This is a genomic window from Ruegeria sp. AF3 (genome assembly GCF_056536285.1).
This window is the reverse complement of record NZ_JBQFJM010000001.1, coordinates 1,610,422-1,628,687: the sequence shown is the minus strand read 5'-3', so window position 1 is coordinate 1,628,687 and position 18,266 is coordinate 1,610,422. Positions and strand designations below refer to the sequence as shown.

The following is an 18,266-nucleotide window of genomic DNA, read 5'->3' as shown; positions in this document are numbered from 1 at the left end:
GGGAAATGGCCTGACAGAACCGGATCACTGCGCTAACCTCACTTTCATTGGGGGTGCGAATGAAAAGACGGCTTACGACAGTGCTGGCGGCTGACGTTGTCGGGTACTCGGCGCTTATGGATCAGGACCGGCAGGGTACACTTGCAGCGCTGAAATCGTTCCGTGACGACACGCTCACCGCCCTGCTGGAAACCCACAACGGCACATTGATCAAAAGCATGGGGGATGGCTGGATCGCCGAATTCCGGTCAACGTCCGACGCGTCGGATTTTGCGATTGCCCTGCAATCCTGCGACAAGCCCGAAGGGCTGCGGCTGCGCATCGGTATTCACACGGGCGAGGTCATCACGGAAGGCGAAGACATTTTCGGTGATGGCATCAATGTCGCTGCCCGGCTCGAAGCATTGGCCAAACCCGACCAGATCCTGATCTCGGACACGGCGCATCACAGCCTTGACCGGGGCGATGCGGCCCTGTTCGACGGCGGCGGGCAGGCCGAGCTGAAGAACATCACGCGCCGCGTTGGTGTCTGGTGCTGGCCAAAGGGTTCAACCGCCCATCTTGCTACACCCGCCGACACCCGTCCGGGGATCGCCGTTCTGCCCTTCGACAACATGTCCGGCGACCCCGAGCAAGAGTTCTTTGCCGACGGCATAACCGAAGACATCATCACGGAACTGTCGCGCTTTCGCTGGCTGATGGTCGTGGCCCGCAACTCGTCCTTCATCTTCAAGGGAAAAACGACGGATATCCGCCAGGTCGGCCTGACGCTCGGGGTTCGGTATGTGCTGGAAGGGTCCGTCCGCCGTGCGGGACAGCGTGTCCGGATCACCGGGCAGTTGATCGATGCGGAAAATGGCAGCCACCTGTGGGCCGATCGCTTTGACGGAGTGCTGGACGATATCTTCGACCTTCAGGACAAGGTCACGCAAGAGGTCGTCACAGCGATCGAGCCATCGCTGCGCCACGCCGAAACGAACCGGTCCCGCGCCAAGCCGACAGAAAATCTCGAAGCCTATGAACTCTACCTTCAGGCGCTGTCGCATTTTCATCTGCTGACAGATGACGCCAATCGCGAAGCCATCCGGCTGACAACGCTGGCGCTGGACCGCGACCCGGATTACGCCGCTGCCGCAGGGCTGCTGGCCTGGCTGCATATTCAGCGGCTTGTGCAGGGGCTTGATCCCATCGGCGAAGGGCCCAAGGCCGCCATCAGCGCGGCTGAACGCGTTCTCATGAGCGACCGCTCCGACGGCATTGCCATGGCTTATGCGGCGCATTCAATCTCGATGCTGGCCCGCGACCTGCCGCGTGCGCGTGCGGCGTTCAAACAGGCGCTGGCCGAAAACCCCAATGCTGCAAGCGTCCACATGCTCGCCTCCATCAACCTGTGCATGTTGAACCGATCGGACGAGGCTTTGGACCACGCAACACATGCCATTGAACTCAGCCCGAAAGACCCGATGCGTCATGCGGCACATATCGCCCGGGCAAGTGCGCTGTTTCAGCTGCGCCGGTATGACGAGGCCGCCGCCGCAGCGCGTGACGCTCTGGCCGTTCGGTCAGGATTTGTCATGAGCCACCTGATGCTTATTGCCGCCTTGGGTCAGATGTCCGATGCCGCAGCGGCGCAGGCGGCGATAAGCGACCTGAAAGCGCTGCGCCCGGATATCACCGCTTCCTCGGATCAGACCAGGCTGCCGATCTTTACCGTTCCGGCCTGTTCCGAAAGCTGGCGCGAAGGGTGGAAAAAGGCCGGTCTTCCCGAATAACGGCTGATCTACAGACACGCGTCCTGCTGCTGCCACGAAACGCCGCGCGCGCCCCGGCTGGCGGCGTCCGGGGGGGGCGACTGGCTGTTCAAGTGTGATGTTCACCACAGAGAGAATTCAAAACTCGTCTATTGTGCAGGCTTATTGTGTCAAAGTTAAAGAAAGTAGGTTTACCCATGAAGCTCCATTCCGCCTCTGGCATTTCATTCAACCCTGATGTGTTCGACGAGTCATTCATCGAGATGCTCGACAAGCTCCCCGAGGACGCGGTGGAGGACATCGACCTTGATGCAGGCCCCAAGATGCCGCTGATGACAGCTCCTGCCGCCGAACCAAGCGCGGCGGACGTGGCCGCGATCATGGAAAGCGCATGGGAAGAGCTTTATGCCTCAGACGAAGGGGCCGATATCCGCGCGCTACCGGCCGACCAGCAGGCGCAGATCAAGGCGCGGTTCCTGTCTCCCGACCCGATACCCGAGGCCGAAGCCGCCACGGTTCCCGTCGATGCCGCGCCGTTCTCGGTGCAGGAAACTGCGGACAGCCTGATCCTGATGCAGGGGGACACACCGCTTTTGGGGGCACCGCTGGGCACCAGCAGGAAAAAGCGCAAGAAGGCCGCGCTGAACACCTTTATCGGGGCCGCCGCCAAGGCGTTTGCCGATATCATCACGATGGCCATGGCCGCGCTGGGGGTTTATCAGGCGCTCGGAACCAAGACGGTGACTCGGGCCGGGGCCGGGATTGCCGTCAAATGCAGCGGCCCGATCAGCCGCCACGCCGGTGCAATCGCCAAGGCCGGAACGGCGGGCAGCGATCTGGCCATGATGAAGGCAATGCTGGGCGTCGCCAAGGCGTCCGTCGGGTTCACCAAACTTGCGGGCATCGTCCTGACCGACATGAGCGGCCTGGAAAAAGCCGCTGCGATTGCCACCTGCGTCGGCGGCATGACACTGGCCGTCGCCTCGGCAAGCGGGTCGTTCTGGCTGTCGATGCTGGCGATGGTAACCGCGGTTGCGATGTTCGTGATCGACACCGCCTTGGCGGTCGATACCTACAAAAAGTGGCAGGCAATCTGACCAGAGACATCAAAAGCCATACCGAGCGGCGTCGCGGATGGGCACCGCGGTGCCGTCGCGGCTGTTTGCCTAAGTGCTCATGCTTCTGAGAACTCGTTGATAGAAGGCGCCGTCCGCATCCTCATCTGCACGACTTGCGACCCATTCCAAATCCAAATTCAGTGCCCCTACGGGAACGATCTTCCGCGCGATTTCGGGCGGAGTGGTTTTGTCAGTCCTTCCATTCTTCCAATCGTGAAAGGCTGATGAGTATCGAACAACCGCCCCGCTGGTCGGCAAATCGAGCAACCCGCCCTCGGCAAAGAACATCAACCCGTCACCCATTTCTTCCCCGATGAGTTTGAGCCTGTTTCCCAAACGATGTTTGAGGATGGCCACAAACACTATCGCCGCGGAAAACGTGAATTTATCAACAAGCACAACAACCTGCTTGCTTGCGATTTGCGAGATCGCGTCTATCAAAGGCATAGTCAGAAGAAAATCGCCGCCGGTGTTTCCGCGAACGTCAATCAAAAGCGTTCCGTTCGGACGGGCGCGCACGCGTTCCACCGCGGCTGAGACGGCTTTGTGCAGCGTTGTTTCGTTCGGAGCAAAAAAGCTCGGCAACGCTATTGATAGCCCAAGATCTTGCCAGTCCTTTATTTCCGCAAAAGTCTCAGGCACCCAGGTTGGATCATCCTTGCCGTGCTCATTTCTCGGGTAGAGCATCGATCCAGGAACAGTGTTTCCATTTGCCACTTTCAGATTGGTTATCTGCCCATTTTCGTCCTGCACACGGTACTCGGTCGTTCCACCGTTTGACGAAAAACCCAAACGTGCCAAGGCGTACGGCCAAGCCAAAAGAATCGGTCCGATGACTCGCTTCCTTTGGCATGTTCCCGCAAGAAACTGTTCCGCCTTTGCTTCAATCTGGCTCAAAGCTGCGCCATTGACTGCAATCAGTTCTCCTCGCGGTGCGGTTATCTCTGGAAACGCGCCGACGAGTTGCACAGAACGCCCTACGCTCACGAACCTCAGCGGAAGCACTTTGATCGCATCGTTCGGGATCAGCCGTGTGTGCCCATTGTCGGGAAGTGCCAGTAGACGCATCGCGGACATCAAGAAGGCTTCGGTGGAGCCTTCCAAGGCGTATCGCCGGGTTTCACTAATGCAATTGTCTATCACCGCATATTCGATCTGCTGAAAGCTGGGATCGGTCGGCAAGACAGTTTCTAAAATTTGGTTTAGGTCTTCCGTGAGCGACATGCCTCACGATGCGCATGGCCGTTCGTCAATGTCCAGATTGGGCTCACCTTGCCAACCAAGATTGAGTTTACCACTGCAGCTTTGGTCGGTTGGAATACTTGACATTCGTCCACATAAGAAAACGCCCGCCAATTGGGCGGGCGTACAAATCTTACAAACCGGGGTTCAGAACCGGTACAAAACGTAACAATTACGTTTAGCGGCGGATGCCCAGCTTTTTGATCAGGTCCTGGTAGCGCGCCTCTTCCTTGCCCTTCAGGTAGTCCAGCAGCTTACGGCGCTGAGCAACCATTTTCAGCAGACCACGACGACCGTGGTTGTCTTTCTTGTGGGTCTTGAAGTGCTCGGTCAGGGTGTTGATGCGCGAGGTCAGGATAGCAACCTGAACTTCAGGCGAACCGGTGTCGCCTTCTTTGGTTGCGAATTCTTGCATGACGCGTGTTTTTTCAGCGGCAGTGATCGACATCGGGGTCTCCTTTTAAGGTTAGGGTTGATGGCGCAGGCCGGGATGTCGTCCAGCACAGGCCCATGGAGAAGACCGCACCGATTCCGATGCGGATGGGCGCGTATAAGCGCATTTGACCCAAATGGCAAAGGGTTTCTACGGGCTCAGGCCATCTGCCCGTATTGCGCCAACTGGGCTTCGGTGATCAGCTGAATGTCGGCCGCTGTCATCCCTTCGGCACCATATACCTGCGCAACTTCCTGGCCATCTATGAAAACCCTTGTCAGGTTGGCGTTTTCGGCGTCGACCTCAACCTCGATTGCCGGGTCGGTCTCATCCTCCCACGTCACCAGCAGCTTGTCTTCGCCGGGTTGAAAACCCATCACGGTCACCTGATCGTCGCCGGGGTTCAGCACGATATCATCGGCCCCGGCTCCGCCCGTCACCACGTCTTTGCCGCCTGCCAGAATGGTATCGTCACCCGCACCGCCGTTCAGGAAATCCCTTTCGGCGGCACCTTCTTCGATCCCGAAAACAAAGTCGTTTCCGTCCCCGCCAAAGACAGTATCCTCACCTTCGCCACCGTTCAGAACATCATCCCCGAACCCGCCCTGCAACGCATCATCCCCTGCGCCGCCGTCCAGCCTGTCGTCGCCCTGACCGCCAAACAGTTCGTCCTCACCCGCACCGCCATCCAGAGTGTCGTCACCAAAGTGACCGTAAAGGGCGTCATCCCCGTCATCTCCGAACAAAAGGTCGCCATCCGCCTCACCGTGCAGGATGTCATTTCCCTGCCCGCCCGATATTTCATCCGCGCCGTCGCCCCCGTGCAGAACGTCGTTGCCCTTGGCACCGTTTATCGTGTCGTCCCCGCCGTAGCCGTTGATCTGATCGACACCGTCCTGCCCGGTAATCACGTCCGAACCATCGCCACCGGCAATCACGAGATCGCCTTCACATTCCGAGATCACAGTCCCGGTGGAGGGTGCCTCGCCACTGTCCGGCGAAGGTTCGGTGTTAGCGTTTTCCGGGTCTTCGACACCTTCACCGATGACCAGAAACTCACCGGTATCAACCTCAGCCGATGGCTCACCTTCCGGGTTTTCATCCGGCGTGTCGTCCTCTTCGATCAGAAAATCGCTCATCGCGTAAGCAGCGCCGCCGATGGCGGCCAGTCCAAGCAATCCGGCCAGAAACATTGAACCCCTCCGAAAGCATGATGCTCCGAGGGTGGAATATCCCATGTCGCCCGTCACCAGGTCAAAGGTAAACCTTTGAAATGGTTAATCCTTTGTCACCAGACCTCAGGCTGACGCGTGTATGCGATATAAAGCGGATGTTTGGGATGACCGTCTTTGGTCAGGCCCAGATGGAACAGCGATTGGCCGGTGCCTCGCAACAGGGTTTCCACCGCAGGGCCGCGTCCCAGATGCGCGCCGTGCGTACCCCAGGCCGCGATGACCTGATCGGCCCATCGCACACCGTCAAGAATGGCCGCGTCGTTCCCGGGCCCGACCGGATCGGCGGCAGCCCGCATCTTGCGCGGGTCGGTATCGCGCCAGGCAAAGATGTTCGCGACCTGAAACGCGCCGAACCCAAGCGCGCGTGCGCGCCGTTCACAGCGTTCCACCGTCGGGTCGTTCTGCACCTCGGTCGCGGTTGACGGGTTCAGCATCACAAACAGCGCCTTGCGCCCTTCAGGGTCCCAGATGCGGGTCAGGCTATAGCGGTATTTCTCGCAATCGGAATAGATGGCGGTCGAGGGCGCGTCGCCCTTGGTGTGGGAACGGGTGATCATGCCCTTCGCCTAACACGGCTCTCAGTCGACGAACACCCGGCTAGGGTGCAATTCACCGGATTTATAGATGCCCACGGCCACGGCCTTGCCGTCGAACGATGCCCAGGCCTCGTCGCCGTATTCAATGTCTGAGGCCAGCACCATGCCCGGATTGCCATTGCGCAGACGGGTTGCCCCCTCGGCGGTGCATTTCAGCTCGGGCAGGTCGGACAGGCCGGTTTCCAGTGGGTGCAGATATTCGTCCAGCGCGGTTGTTTTCGCCATTTCGTCAATCTGCTCGATGCTTAACCCGTCCTCGGCCTCGAAGGGGCCGGACCAGATGCGGCGCAGTTCCTTGACGTGGGCGTGACAACCCAGCGCCTCGCCCAGATCGCGGGCAATCGAGCGCACATAGCCGCCTTTGCCGCAGGTCATCTCCAGCACCACATGGTCTTCGTCGGGGCGGTCGACAAGGATCAGTTCCTCGACCCAGAGGGGGCGGGCGGTCAGCTCCACGTCCTCACCATCGCGGGCCAGTTTATAGGCGCGCTGGCCGTCGATCTTCACCGCCGAAAATTTGGGCGGCACCTGCATGATGTCACCCAGAAACCGGGTCAGCGCCTGCTTGATATCGTCATCCGAGGGGCGCGTATCGCTTTGCGCGATCACTTCGCCCTCGGCATCGTCCGTGTTGGTGGCCTGCCCCAGGCGCAAAGTGAAGGTATAGGCTTTCAACGCATCGGTGATATAGGGAACGGTCTTGGTTGCCTCACCCAAGGCAATTGCCAGAACGCCGGTCGCCTCGGGATCCAGCGTGCCCGCATGGCCCGCCTTTTTGGCATCCATCGCCCAACGCACCTTGTTGACCACGGCGGTCGAGGTCATGCCCGCGGGCTTGTCCACCACCAGCCAGCCGGAAATGTCGCGACCCTTGCGTTTACGTCCCATCATGCACCTTGAATCTTGCTAAGGCGCGCGAGTTAACGGATCACTCTGCCGCTGTCAATTTGCGGGCATTTCTTCGACTACGCCGACAATCGGCCCCAGCGAGAATCCCAGATCCGAGCGGTTGCTGGCCCGCTCATACATCCGCGAGATATTGCCGTCGAAAAACAGCGCGTTTGGTGTGCCAAGCACATCGCGGAACAGACGCCCGAATTCGTGGAAGGTGACATAATCTTCCGAGATCGCAAACACCGCTCGCGTACCGTCGGAACTGGTGCCGACCCCATTGCGAACATAAAGCGAGGTCGAATCGGGCAGGAAGCGCGGGTGCAGTTCTCCGTCGATCACCAGCATTGGACCGGATTGGGTAGCAAAGCGGCAGGTGGGGGCCTGATCCACGTAATCAAGCGTTTCAAACACATCCGCCCGACCCTTGCGGATGCAGAACACGCCATTGGGCAGCAACCCGAAATTGCCGGGGCCGGGGTTGGCGATCACACGCATCTGTTCCTGCCCGTCCTCGACATAGTGGCCAACGGGTGAACGGTCGTCGTGATACATGCCCGCGTTCATTGCAAAAGCCAGCCGTTTGCCTTCCGGGGCCAGCACTTCGTTGACCGCCGAAAAATGCCCCAATACCTGACCGTCTTCGCCGTTCAGAAACAGCCGCAGGTCTTCGTTGGCGGCATCAACGTTGCAAACCGTATAACGTTTGTCCTCATGGGTCAGCTTTTCACAAGTGACCGCGCCTGCCTGCGCGGCCCAGAGAAGCGTCGCCAATGTGACAAACGTGCGGATCACTCGTCCAGATCGCGGCGCACCGCGTCCTGTTCGAACATACGGCGGGTGTCGTCCAGACGGTCAAACGTGTCATCCAGCCGAAAGCGCAAATCGGGCGCGAATTTCAGGCCGACTTTCTTGCCGACCATGCGCCGCAGCTCACCCTTGTTGCGGGCCAGCAGCTCGATTACGTCCTCCTGCCCTCGGCCGCCCAAGGGCAGCACATACGCGGTCGCGATCTTCAGATCGGGCGAAGTGCGCACCTCGCCTACGGTGATCGACAAGCGGTTCAGGTCGGGGTCGTGGACATCTCCGCGCGCCAGAACTTCGGACAGAGTGCGACGGATCAGTTCGCCGACACGCAGTTGCCGTTGGGACGGGCCGGGGCCATCGTGGAATTTATTCTTTGCCATGTCTTCGATCTAAGCCGAAAGCAGGGCTTTGCCAAGCGGGCGCGAACGGGGTAGGAGGCTTTGAGCCGACATTGCCGACCTGAACAAAAAGGACCAGCGCTATGACCCATATTCCGGGGATCGTCATTACAGGGGCTTCGGGCCGTATGGGGCAGATGCTGATCAAGACCGTCACCGACAGCGATCAGGCGCGCCTGGTGGGTGTGGTCGAGCGGAAAGGCCATGACTGGATCGGTCAGGACGTGGGCAAAGCGATGGGCGGCCCCGCGCTGGGCGTGACCGTGACCGACGACCCGTTGGAGGCGTTTGCACAGGCGCAGGCCGTAATCGACTTTACCGCGCCCGAAGCGACTCTGGAATTTGCCGCGCTGGCCGCGCAGGCGCGCTGTGTGCATGTGATCGGCACCACCGGCATGTCCGACGAACAGATCGCAGCTTTGGAACCCGCGTCGCGCCATGCGGTGATCGTTCGGGCCGGAAACATGAGCCTTGGCGTCAACCTTCTGGTGCAATTGACCAAAAAGGTCGCGGCCGCATTGGATGAGGATTTCGATATCGAGATCATCGAAGGTCACCACCATCACAAGGTCGATGCACCTTCGGGCACGGCGCTGATGCTGGGTGAGGCCGCAGCCGAAGGGCGCGGCGTCAAGTTGTCGGATGTGTCCGACCGGGGCCGGGACGGCATCACCGGCGCGCGCAAGCGCGGAGATATCGGCTTTCACGCTATTCGCGGCGGCGACATCGTGGGGGAACATGATGTTCTGTTCGCCGCCCCCGGAGAACGCATCGTCCTGCGCCATCTGGCCACGGACCGCGCCATCTTTGCCCGCGGCGCGCTGAAGGCGGCCCTGTGGGGGCAGGGCAAGGCGCCGGGTCAGTATGACATGGTGGATGTGTTGGGGTTGTAGGCGCTGCTAAACATACGCGGTCAAATCAACTAATCGAATGAATGCGGTGCTCCAAAAAAGCACCGCAGCAACAAGCGGTGCTTTTCTTACAAGTCCCTGATCTTGTCGGCGCGCAGCGGGCAGGCGAGGTAGACGCCAAATTCCTGACCGATATCAGCGCTGACCCGAGCGTGCACCGCACCCTGCCGGTCGAGGAACCGCTGGTTGTTTTCAACCGGGAATATCCCCTCGTGCCAGATACCGGGATGGATATACAGCCCGCGCGAACCGTCGCACCAGAACGCCACCACCTTTTCCGGCGTCAGGTTGTCGCCGGGCAACGCGGCAGGAATGATGAAGGGCTTGTTGTCGAGCGGCCAGAACATCTGCCCGCCATCCGGGTGATAGTTCATGTGCCACAGCAGCACCTGATCGCGGGGCGCTGTTTGGCGGCTTGTCTGCGCCTGCTGCGGATCGGTTGACCATCCCAGGACATAGTGGCCATTGACCGCTTCGTTCTCGCCGTAAAGCACGTCTCCCTTCCACTCACCGCGAAAGGTGCCTTCGACCCAGCCGCCTTCATCGCCTGTGCCTTCGTCGATCGGCCGCCACCCCTGCTGTGGCCAGCGGGTGATCTCGATCTCGAACTCTTCGGGATCATCGACCAGACATCCATAACCTTTGACCGAGGCGTCCGTTGCGCGGATCAGGGGAACCTCGTGCCAGGGCAACGAGGGTTTGGTGCTGGCTTCAAAGATATATTCCGGGGCGTTCATGCGGCCTCCATGTGCTTGTCGACCATACGCTGCACCATCGGCGCAAAATGTGCAAAGTCAGGGGTTTCCATATCCGCGCGTTTTCCGGCCTCATCCAGATAGCGGACCTGAATGATCTCTTTCAGGTTCGGGTTGGCTTCGAACGCGGCAACTTCTTCGGCGCTCATCGGACCACCTTGCAGTTCCAACGTGTGAACCGACGCCGCGGACAGGCGATTGAAATACTCGGGTTTGGTGGCACACAGATACCGCTTGGCTGCCACGTGATAGCGGCAGCAATCGGTGATGACCGAGGGGAAGAACTGCTCCAGCACCTCGGCGCCCGCGTCCTCATGATGACGGTCTTCGGTGTCATCCGGGTGGTAGGTGCCGAACTCGGATGTGAAATGGCCGATGTCGTGCAGCAAGGCGCCCACGATGATTTCCTCGGGCATCCCGTTCTGCTCGGCAATGGTGGCGCCTTGCAGCATGTGCTGGGCCATGGTGACAGGCTCGCCCAGATATTCTTCACCGCCGCGGCGCGCAAAGATGTCACCGATGAAGGCAACGATATTGTCCCGGTTCAGGGTCGAGAAATCGGGTTTCATTCCGCTGCCTCCGGCTGCGCCAAGTCCATCGCCGCCAGTGTGGACAGCAACCCGTCCTTGTCGGCGTAACATCCCTGCAACCAGCGCGATCCGGCTCCGGAATAGCCAAGCCGCGCGTGCAGGACGCGGGTGTTGTCGACGATAAAACTTTCCCCCGGTTCCAGTTTGAAGGAAACGCCCATCGCCGGATCGTCGATGATATTCCCCAATTGGCGATAGGCGGCGTAATAAGCCTCCATCTTGTCAAACGGCACGTCTACGAAGGGGGCAGAAGAGCGGTTGTTGAAGCGGATGCCGATCAGCTCGCCATCCGGCGACAACTCGATCATCGGACGGCGTGACCGCAGGCAGACCCCGTCCGAGCCCTTGTATTCGAACCGCGCCGGATATCCTGCCAGCAGGGCAAAGCCTTCGGGGTTTGCGTCACGCAGTTTTTCGATAGCGCGGAAGCCATCAACAACGATGGAATCCCCGCCTTCAGCCGAGTTTTCCAGACAATAGAGGATTTGCAAGGTCGGCACCGGGTCGCGATAGGGGTTGTCGGTATGCGCCTGAAGGCCAAGCCCGGTATAGGCAAGGTTTGTCGGGTTCACCTCGGTCCGCACCTCGAAATAGGGGCCATAATTGGTTTCGCGGACATAGCCGAATAGGTCAGCGACCTTCAGCAGCGATTCAGGCTCGGTCGGGCCGCCAGTCAGCTTGGCAAAGCCGAACTCGGCCACAGCGGCCAGCCAATTGCGCTTGGCAGCCGGGTTGGCATGGACCTCGTTCCAATCGCCGCTGGGCGCGGCGATGCCACTCTCCCAGGTCGTGATGCCGGCGGCGATGCGACCCAGCGCAATGTCATGATCGCGGTCATAGCCGTTTTCGGCCAACCAGTCCGCCGGGAAGGTAACGGTTTTGCCCTCAGGCTGGAACGTGACTTGCAGGTCGCCCGCGACCACCTCGGCTGAACTGACCGAGATGTCGGCAGGAATATCGCCGATGGTGATCAGGCGCTGACCGTTGCCCGGTGCGCGGGTATCAGCGTCCAGCGCGTTGTCGCGCAGCCAGATGGCGTGGAAACGGGCCTTGGTCCCGGTATCAAACGCGACTGTAACAATCGAGGTGTCGTGGGTGGCGGTGCGCAGCATTGGGGGTCTCCTGTTCGGCGCGGGCTTTGGTTGAGCAGATACGCCGTTCGTGGCATTACGACAATTAATCCTTATTTCGGCTGAGGCTTGGAAAAACTAATGGCTAAGAATAAGACCGGATTACCGCCGCTGGATTGGTTGCGCGTGTTCGAAGCCGCCGGGCGGCTTGGCGGGTTCTCGGCCGCGGCGAAAGAGTTCGGGTTGACGCAGGCCGCTGTCAGCCAAAGGATCGGCAATCTTGAGGCGTGGCTGGGCCGGTCCCTGTTTGTGCGCGAGGCGCGCGGCGTGTCGCTGACGGTCGAAGGTGAAAGCTATCTGCCGCTCGTGCAGGACAGCCTGCTGGCGTTGGAACGCAACACCGAGGATCTGTTTGGAAAATCGCCACGCGAACTCAGGGTCGCCGGGTTGTCGTCAAACATTCACGCCCTTGTTGTACCAGCCCTGCCTGTGTTCCGAAATCTGCGCCCCGAGGTGCGGGTGATGACCGACTCGGTTGCGCGCCGGTCGTCGCTGGACGAGGAACGCACCTGGCTGCAAATCCGCTATGGCAGGGGGGTGTGGGCCGGGCGCGACGCGGTATTGATCGCGCGCGAGGTGCTGGTGCCGATGGCCGCGCCGGGTGTTGAATGGGGTGCCCCCCTGATCGATCTGCGCGGTGAACGTCCGGGCTGGCGCGAGTGGGTCCGGAAATGCGGGCATGGAGAAGTCGCGCCATCACATGTCAGTTTCGATTCGATGGAACACGCCGTTTCGGCGGCAAGGCGCGGAATGGGGATCGTTCTGGGCTCGGTTCCGCTGGCGTCCGGTGACCTAAAGGATGGCCGGTTGCGCAGGTTGGAGCTGCCAGAGCTGCAAACCAAGGACGGGTATTGGCTGACATGGCCTGAAGATCGGGCGCAGTCCAGGAAACAGCGCGCCCTGATCGATGATTTTCTGAAGGCCCTGCGCGGTTGAGGGCCTAGAAATCGATGGCGATGCCTTTCTTTTCCCAATCGCCGTAACGGGCGGGGTCCAACCCATCGCGTCCGCCCAGTTCCTTGGGCATTTCCCTGGCCTCGGCCCGGGCTTTTTGGCGGCGTTCTTCCGCTTCAGCCAGCGCGCGTTGGGCGGCGGGGGGCAGGTCTTTGCGGTCGTCACTCATGACATCGGGTTCCTTTCCGTGCATAGCCTTGATATACGCCCGCGTCCGCCAATGGCAATGCGGGCACAGGTCACATGAAGGCAGTACCATGACAAACAGCGCGACAGCAGCACGGCGCAGCGCAATCTATCTATTGGATCAGGTTCTGGGCGAAGGCCGCCTGTTGTCTGAATGCCTCGCTGCGGGCGCTTTGGATCGGTTGGGGCCAGAGGATCGCGCGCGTGCCCAGCGGCTGGCGTCGGAAACCCTGCGCGGGCTGGAGCGCGCCGACCGTCTGCTGGACAACCACCTGAACCGAACACCCGCCCTGACCGTACACAACGCGCTGAGGCTGGGTGCGGTCGAACTGTGCAACGGGGAAGCCGCGCATGGGGTGGTGAACTCCATGGTTGAAATCATCAGCCGCTCGCGCAAGCACGGGCGTCTGAAAGGGCTGGTGAATGCTGTTTTGCGCAAGGTCGCGTCCGAGGGTCCAGAGGCATGGCCGAAAATGCGTGTCCCGCGCCTGCCGGAGTGGTTGCGAGAACCTCTGATCGCGGCCTGGGGTGCCGAAGCGGTTGCCGGTATGGAACAGGCGCATTTCGCGGGCGCACCACTGGACCTTACACTGAAGCCGGGGGCAGAAGGCCCCCCGGGCGAAAAGCTGCCCACCGGGTCTGTGCGTATTCAGGATGCCGGTCAGGTCTCGGCCTTGCCGGGATACAAGGCTGGGGATTGGTGGGTGCAGGACGCGGCAGCCGCGCTGCCGGTGCGTGTTCTGGCACCGAAGGCGGGCGAGAAGGTGTTGGACCTTTGCGCGGCTCCGGGCGGCAAAACGATGCAACTGGCTGCGGCGGGGGCGGATGTGAAGGCGCTGGATGTATCCGCGGCGCGCACCGAACGCGTGCGCGAAAACCTCGCCCGGACCAGGTTGCAGGCAGAAGTCATCGTGGGTGACGCGCAGGACCATCAGGGTCAGTACGACGCGATACTGTTGGACGCACCCTGCTCGGCCACGGGTACGATCCGCAGGCATCCTGACTTGCCTTTTGCCAAGGATGGCTCGGAATTTGGCGGACTGATCGAGTTGCAGGCGCAGATGCTGGCCCATGCGTGGACGCTGCTGAAACCCGGCGGGCGGCTGGTCTATTGCACCTGCTCGCTCTTGCCGGATGAGGGCGAGGTTCAGATCGAAGACGCGCTGGGCATGTATCCGGACATGCGTGTTGATCGCGAGGCACTGAAGCTCTCCGGCATCGAAGACAATTGGATCACCGAGGAAGGCGGCCTGCGTCTGCGGCCCGACTACTGGCCCGATCGCGGGGGTATGGACGGGTTCTATATCGCCTGCCTGAACAAATCCGCCTGAGCGCACGCTTTTCGATGACTTGACGATCGGCGCGGTCTATCGTTGGGTCTCAAGCGCCAGCAGAGCGCAAGGGGCAGAGTAACACGCGCATGTCAAATTCGGACACCATGGCCAGTCGGTGGATGCGGTTTCAGAACCGTTTCTATGCGCGTCTCAGTCAACGGCAAAAGGCCGCCACGGGGTTTGTTGCGCAGCCTCAGCCGCGCACCGTTGGTTCGTTTGCGCGCGGGCGGCAGCTGGTTGCGGGGAATCTCTTGTTCGCCGGCTATCTGGTCGAGGCAGACGATACCGCGTTGTGGGATGTCGTTGCCCCCAGCGCCGGCTTTGATGAGGAACGCCATGGTTTTGCATGGCTGGATGATCTGGCCGCTGTCGGTGATATGCGCGCACGGGAAAAAGCGCAGCGCTGGGTCTGGGGCTGGATCGAGGCGCATGGCCGCGGGCAGGGCCCGGGCTGGGTGCCTGACCTGACCGGGCGGCGGGTGATGCGCTGGATCAACCATGCACTCTTTCTGCTGCGCGGGGCAGATGAGAAGCAAAGCAAACTGTTCTTTCGGTCTTTGGCGCAGCAAACATGGTTCCTGTCCAAACGCTGGCAGGCCGCGACGCCCGGGTTGCCGCGTTTCGAGGCGCTGGCCGGTCTTGTGCAAGCCGGATTGGCGCTGGAGGGGTTGGAGCAGATGGCCGATCCGGCCCTGCGGGCTTTGGCTGGCGAGTGTGACCGGCAGGTGGACGCACAGGGCGGTATTCCAACACGCAACCCGGAAGAGCTGCTTGAAGTGCTCATGCTGCTCAGCTGGACGTCGGCGGCGCTCAGCGACCTTGGACGCGGCACACCCGTTGCGCAGGCCAATGCGATCAAGCGGATCGCACCGACCTTGCGCAGTCTGCGCCATGCGGATGGCGCGCTGGCGCGGTTTCACGGTGGCGGGCGCGGGGTCGAAGGGCGGCTGGAACAGGCGCTTGCGCAAAGTGGCGTCAAGCACAAGGCGGCGACCGAATTGCCAATGGGCTATTCCTGCCTGTCCGCAGCGCGCACCACAGTGATCGTGGATGCCAGCGCGCCGCCGTCCGGAGCGGCTTCATTCAACGCGCACGCATCCACGCTGGCGTTCGAGCTGACCTCGGGGCGCCGCCCTTTGATCGTGAATTGTGGATCGGGGGCTAGTTTTGGGCTGGATTGGCGCCGCGCCGGGCGTGCGACCCCATCTCACTCAACCCTGTGTCTGGACGGGTTCTCGAGCGCGCGGTTGGCCAACCCGTTGCCGGGCCGCGAAAGTCAGGCGCTGGTCGATGCGCCGCGGGACGTTCCGGTCGATTTTGAAGATGCGTTCGAAGGCATCCGTTTCATGGCCGGGCATGACGGATATGTCAAAGTCTTCGGGCTGACCCACGCGCGCACATTCGAATTGCGCTTTGACGGGCGTGAGCTGACGGTCGAGGATATTCTGCTGACCGCAACCGACAAGGCCAAGCGTCAGTTCGACAGGGCGTTGGACGCCTCGGGCCTCAAGGGCGTTGGCTATGACATCCGTTTTCATCTGCATCCTGACGTTGATGCGGCGCTGGATCTGGGCGGGGCGGCAGTGTCGATGGCGCTCAAAAGCGGCGAGATCTGGGTTTTCCGCCATGATGGCGTGGGAAAATTATCTGTCGAACCAAGTGTTTACCTTGAAAAGGGCCGTTTAAAGCCACGCGCGACAAAACAGATCGTTCTATCTGGCCGCGCAATGGAGTATGCGACGCGCATCCGGTGGACGCTGAGCAAGGCGCAGGATACAGCCTATGCCGTGCGCGATACGCACCGGGACGAGCCCAAGTTTGACTGACGCCAAAAGGACCTTTGGACCCATGACCGACCTTCATCCCGTGCGCCGCGCGTTGCTTTCCGTTTCCGACAAGACCGGGCTGATCGAGCTGGGCAAGGAGCTGTCCGAACGCGGGATCGAACTGTTGTCGACAGGCGGCACCGCCAAGGCGCTGCGCGATGCAGGGCTTGAGGTTCGCGATGTCAGCGAAATCACCGGGTTCCCCGAGATGATGGATGGCCGGGTCAAGACGCTGCACCCGATGGTGCATGGCGGGTTGCTGGCGCTGCGCGACAATGACACCCATGTTGCGGCGATGGAGGAACATGGCATCGGCGCCATCGACCTGCTGGTCGTAAACCTCTACCCGTTCGAGGCAACAGTCGCCAAGGGCGCGGGCTATGACGAATGTATCGAGAATATCGACATCGGCGGCCCGGCGATGATCCGCGCGGCCTCAAAAAACCATGCCTTCGTGAACGTGGTGGTGGATGTCGAGGATTATTCGTCCCTGCTGGATCAGCTGGAAGAAAACTATGGCAAGACATCCTATGGCTTCCGCCAGTGGCTGGCGCAAAAGGCCTATGCACGAACAGCGGCCTATGACGCCGCTGTTTCGAACTGGATGGCGGATGCGCTGCAACTGGACGCTCCCAAGCGCCGCGCGTTTGCCGGTGAGTTGAAGCAGACCCTGCGGTATGGCGAAAACAGCCACCAGCAGGCAGCGTTCTACACGGACGGCACCAACCGCCCCGGCGTCGCCACCGCCGTACAGCATCAGGGCAAGGAACTGAGCTATAACAACATCAACGACACGGACGCGGCCTTTGAGCTGGTGGCCGAGTTTGATCCGGCGAAAGGCGCGGCTTGCGCCATCATCAAACACGCCAATCCTTGCGGTGTAGCCACAGGTGCCACCCTTCTCGAGGCGTACAAGGCGGCATTTGACTGCGACCGCACCTCGGCCTTTGGTGGCATTGTTGCGCTGAACCAGCCGTTGGATGCAGAAACAGCGCAAGAGATCACGGGCATCTTCACCGAGGTTGTGATTGCCCCCGGTGCCTCGGACGAGGCCAAGGCGATCTTTGCCGCCAAGAAAAACCTGCGCCTGCTGACGACCGAGGCGCTGCCGGATGTAACCGAAGGTGGCAAAACCGTCCGTCAGGTGGCTGGCGGGCTGTTGGTGCAGGATAAGGATAACGGCTTTATCGGCATGGACGACCTCAAGGTCGTGACCAAGAAAGCCCCGACTGACGCGCAGATGCGAGACCTGTTGTTCGCGTGGAAAGTGGCCAAACACGTCAAATCCAACGCCATCGTCTACGTCAAGGATGGCGCGACCGTGGGTGTTGGCGCGGGGCAGATGAGCCGAGTGGATTCGGCCCTGATCGCGGCCAAGAAAGCCGAACGCATGGCTGAAACGCTGGGCTTGCCGCAGCCGCTGACCATCGGTTCGGCCGTGGCATCGGATGCGTTTTTCCCCTTCCCCGACGGGTTGATGGAAGCCGCCGAAGCGGGCGCGACCTGCGTCATTCAGCCGGGCGGGTCCATGCGCGACGATGAAGTGATCGCCGCAGCCGATGAGGCCGGACTGGCGATGGTCTTCACCGGTATGCGTCATTTCCGTCACTGATGCGGTCACGCCTGCTTCTCTGGGCAGCCTTGGCCGCCTTTGCGATCGACCAGATCAGCAAATATCTGGTCGTTCACGTCCTGCGCGTGGCTGAACGGCCCGACGGTATCGATGTTCTGCCACCGCTGCTGGTGTTCAAATACGGCGAGAATCGAGGCATTAATTTCGGCCTGTTTCAGGGCGACTCTGAGGCCGCACGCTGGTTTCTGATCAGTGTGTCCGTTGTGATCTGCATCGGTGTTCTTGTCTGGCTTGGTCGTTCGACGCGTTCGAAATTCATGTTGCTCTGTGGCGGCCTTCTGATCGGCGGAGCGCTTGCGAATGTGATCGACCGGCTCCTCTATGGGTTTGTTCTGGATTTCCTGAACATGTCCTGCTGTGGCATCAACAACCCGTTTGTGTTCAACTTGGCGGATGTGTTCATATTCGCCGGAGCGCTGGGGCTGGTTTTGTTTGACGGCAAAAAGCCCTCGTGACGCGCGGAATGATTTGCGATA

The 18,266-nt window shown here is 60.8% G+C and carries 19 protein-coding genes; 8 read left to right on the top strand and 11 right to left on the bottom strand.

The window, feature by feature from the left end; genetic code table 11:
- Positions 1-59: 59 nt before the first annotated feature.
- Entirely contained in the window at positions 60-1,772 is a 1,713-nt protein-coding gene (locus tag ACR3FC_RS08240; RefSeq protein WP_480474258.1) for an adenylate/guanylate cyclase domain-containing protein, read from the top strand.
- Positions 1,773-1,948: 176 nt separating this feature from the next.
- A complete protein-coding gene (locus ACR3FC_RS08235; RefSeq protein WP_480474257.1) occupies positions 1,949-2,848 on the top strand; it encodes a hypothetical protein in 900 nt (299 codons plus the stop codon).
- 69 nt (positions 2,849-2,917) lie between these two features.
- Here the strand turns inward: ACR3FC_RS08235 and ACR3FC_RS08230 are convergent, their stop codons facing one another.
- From ACR3FC_RS08230 to rbfA, 7 genes are all read right to left on the bottom strand, one after another.
- Entirely contained in the window at positions 2,918-4,093 is a 1,176-nt protein-coding gene (locus tag ACR3FC_RS08230; protein ID WP_480474256.1) for a S41 family peptidase, read from the bottom strand.
- A gap of 196 nt (positions 4,094-4,289) precedes the next feature.
- Entirely contained in the window at positions 4,290-4,559 is a 270-nt protein-coding gene (gene rpsO / locus ACR3FC_RS08225) for a 30S ribosomal protein S15 (RefSeq protein WP_480474255.1), read from the bottom strand.
- A gap of 143 nt (positions 4,560-4,702) precedes the next feature.
- A complete protein-coding gene (locus ACR3FC_RS08220) occupies positions 4,703-5,737 on the bottom strand; it encodes a calcium-binding protein (protein WP_480474253.1) in 1,035 nt (344 codons plus the stop codon).
- A 95-nt stretch (positions 5,738-5,832) separates the two neighbouring features.
- Positions 5,833-6,336, bottom strand: coding sequence for a DUF1643 domain-containing protein (locus tag ACR3FC_RS08215; protein WP_480474251.1), 504 nt, complete (start codon positions 6,334-6,336; stop codon positions 5,833-5,835).
- 21 nt (positions 6,337-6,357) lie between these two features.
- On the bottom strand, positions 6,358-7,263 hold the full coding sequence (truB, locus tag ACR3FC_RS08210; RefSeq protein WP_480476846.1) for a tRNA pseudouridine(55) synthase TruB: 906 nt from the start codon (positions 7,261-7,263) through the stop codon (positions 6,358-6,360).
- A 54-nt stretch (positions 7,264-7,317) separates the two neighbouring features.
- A complete protein-coding gene (locus ACR3FC_RS08205) occupies positions 7,318-8,061 on the bottom strand; it encodes a phosphodiester glycosidase family protein (protein WP_480474249.1) in 744 nt (247 codons plus the stop codon).
- Entirely contained in the window at positions 8,058-8,453 is a 396-nt protein-coding gene (rbfA, locus tag ACR3FC_RS08200; protein WP_480474247.1) for a 30S ribosome-binding factor RbfA, read from the bottom strand. The genes ACR3FC_RS08205 and rbfA overlap by 4 nt, the downstream gene beginning before the upstream one ends.
- Before the next feature lie 101 nt (positions 8,454-8,554).
- Here rbfA and dapB point away from each other — a divergent pair, with 101 nt between their 5' ends.
- Positions 8,555-9,364, top strand: coding sequence for a 4-hydroxy-tetrahydrodipicolinate reductase (gene dapB / locus ACR3FC_RS08195; RefSeq protein ID WP_480474245.1), 810 nt, complete (start codon positions 8,555-8,557; stop codon positions 9,362-9,364).
- 86 nt (positions 9,365-9,450) lie between these two features.
- Here dapB and ACR3FC_RS08190 read toward each other — a convergent pair whose 3' ends face one another.
- From ACR3FC_RS08190 to tmpA, 3 genes are read right to left on the bottom strand one after another with little or no spacing between them, the layout of a single operon-like run.
- Positions 9,451-10,119, bottom strand: a complete 669-nt coding sequence (locus ACR3FC_RS08190) for an ureidoglycolate lyase (protein WP_480474243.1) — start codon at positions 10,117-10,119, stop codon at positions 9,451-9,453.
- The gene (gene tmpB, locus ACR3FC_RS08185; RefSeq protein WP_267363507.1) at positions 10,116-10,706 is read right to left on the bottom strand and encodes a (R)-1-hydroxy-2-trimethylaminoethylphosphonate oxygenase; all 591 of its coding nucleotides are present in this window, start codon (positions 10,704-10,706) and stop codon (positions 10,116-10,118) included. The genes ACR3FC_RS08190 and tmpB overlap by 4 nt, the downstream gene beginning before the upstream one ends.
- Positions 10,703-11,839, bottom strand: coding sequence for a 2-trimethylaminoethylphosphonate dioxygenase (gene tmpA, locus ACR3FC_RS08180; protein ID WP_480474241.1), 1,137 nt, complete (start codon positions 11,837-11,839; stop codon positions 10,703-10,705). Before tmpA ends, tmpB begins: the two co-directional genes overlap by 4 nt.
- 99 nt (positions 11,840-11,938) lie before the next feature.
- On the opposite strand from tmpA, the gene ACR3FC_RS08175 reads away from it, so the two are divergent.
- Complete coding sequence (locus ACR3FC_RS08175) at positions 11,939-12,793, top strand: LysR family transcriptional regulator (RefSeq protein WP_480474239.1); 855 nt, start codon at positions 11,939-11,941, stop codon at positions 12,791-12,793.
- Between the two features lie 4 nt (positions 12,794-12,797).
- Here the strand turns inward: ACR3FC_RS08175 and ACR3FC_RS08170 are convergent, their stop codons facing one another.
- Positions 12,798-12,980 (bottom strand): DUF1674 domain-containing protein, encoded by a 183-nt coding sequence (locus tag ACR3FC_RS08170; RefSeq protein WP_480474237.1) that lies wholly within the window; start codon positions 12,978-12,980, stop codon positions 12,798-12,800.
- A gap of 88 nt (positions 12,981-13,068) precedes the next feature.
- On the opposite strand from ACR3FC_RS08170, the gene ACR3FC_RS08165 reads away from it, so the two are divergent.
- The 4 genes from ACR3FC_RS08165 (at position 13,069) to lspA (ending at position 18,245) form a co-directional block, all read left to right on the top strand.
- Complete coding sequence (locus ACR3FC_RS08165; protein ID WP_480474236.1) at positions 13,069-14,328, top strand: RsmB/NOP family class I SAM-dependent RNA methyltransferase; 1,260 nt, start codon at positions 13,069-13,071, stop codon at positions 14,326-14,328.
- An 89-nt stretch (positions 14,329-14,417) separates the two neighbouring features.
- On the top strand, positions 14,418-16,157 hold the full coding sequence (locus ACR3FC_RS08160) for a heparinase II/III family protein (protein WP_480474235.1): 1,740 nt from the start codon (positions 14,418-14,420) through the stop codon (positions 16,155-16,157).
- Positions 16,158-16,179: 22 nt separating this feature from the next.
- Entirely contained in the window at positions 16,180-17,769 is a 1,590-nt protein-coding gene (purH, locus tag ACR3FC_RS08155; protein ID WP_480474234.1) for a bifunctional phosphoribosylaminoimidazolecarboxamide formyltransferase/IMP cyclohydrolase, read from the top strand.
- Positions 17,769-18,245, top strand: coding sequence for a signal peptidase II (gene lspA, locus ACR3FC_RS08150; RefSeq protein WP_480474233.1), 477 nt, complete (start codon positions 17,769-17,771; stop codon positions 18,243-18,245). Before purH ends, lspA begins: the two co-directional genes overlap by 1 nt.
- The last annotated feature ends 21 nt before the right edge of the window (positions 18,246-18,266 follow it).